The sequence below is a fragment of the Oleiphilus sp. HI0117 genome (assembly GCF_001635235.1).
Genome location: NZ_LWGA01001495.1, coordinates 1 through 992, shown reverse-complemented (window position 1 = coordinate 992; position 992 = coordinate 1). Strand labels below are relative to the sequence as shown.

General features: G+C 49.2%; 1 protein-coding gene. It reads left to right on the top strand.

All coding sequences use genetic code 11. From position 1 onward, the window contains the following. The coding region (leuS, locus tag A3757_RS24730; protein ID WP_068740475.1) for a leucine--tRNA ligase at positions 1 to 992 on the top strand (992 nt) is incomplete at both ends.

The window sequence follows — 992 nt, the reverse complement described above, 5'->3', positions numbered from 1 at the left end:
CCCTTATCCGAGCGGAAAACTACATATGGGCCACGTGCGTAACTACACCATTGGCGATGTTGTTTCTCGCTATCAGCGCATGCAAGGCAAAAACGTAATGCAACCAATGGGTTGGGATGCTTTTGGTCTTCCTGCAGAGAATGCTGCGATCAATAACAAGGTAGCACCTGCCAAGTGGACCTACGAAAATATCGAATACATGAAGACTCAGTTGAACGCACTGGGCTTTGGCTACGACTGGAGTCGCGAACTGGCGACCTGTCAGCCTGAGTACTACAAGTGGGAACAGTGGTTCTTCACCAAGCTTTACGAGAAAGGTTTGGTTTACAAGAAGAACGCAACCGTCAACTGGGACCCTGTCGACCAAACTGTTTTGGCAAACGAACAGGTTGTTGATGGCCGCGGCTGGCGCTCTGGTGCTTTGGTCGAGCGTAAAGAAATTCCACAATGGTTTATCAAGATTACTGATTATGCTGAAGAGCTGTTGGCAGATCTCGATCAGTTAGATGAGTGGCCTGAGCAGGTCAAAACCATGCAGCGCAACTGGATCGGCCGCTCTGAAGGTTTGGAATTCTCATTCGACCTAGCAGGTCGAGATGACAAGCTAAGCGTTTATACCACTCGCCCAGATACTTTAATGGGTGTGACCTACGTTGCAGTTGCTTCCCAGCACCCTCTTGCTCTTGAAGCGGCAGGGAATAATGCTGAGGTGAAAGCCTTTGTTGAAGAGTGTAAGAACAACAAAGTCGCTGAAGCAGATATGGCGACGATGGAGAAAAAAGGTATTCCAACCGGCTTTACTGCTATCCACCCAATTACGGGCGAAGAAGTACCTGTTTGGACGGCTAATTTTGTCTTGATGGATTACGGTTCAGGTGCGGTTATGTCGGTACCGGCTCACGATGAGCGTGACCATGAATTCGCCAAGGCTTTCCAGCTTCCTATCAAGCAGGTGATTGCGCCGGAAGACGGCAACGACATAGATGTACAAG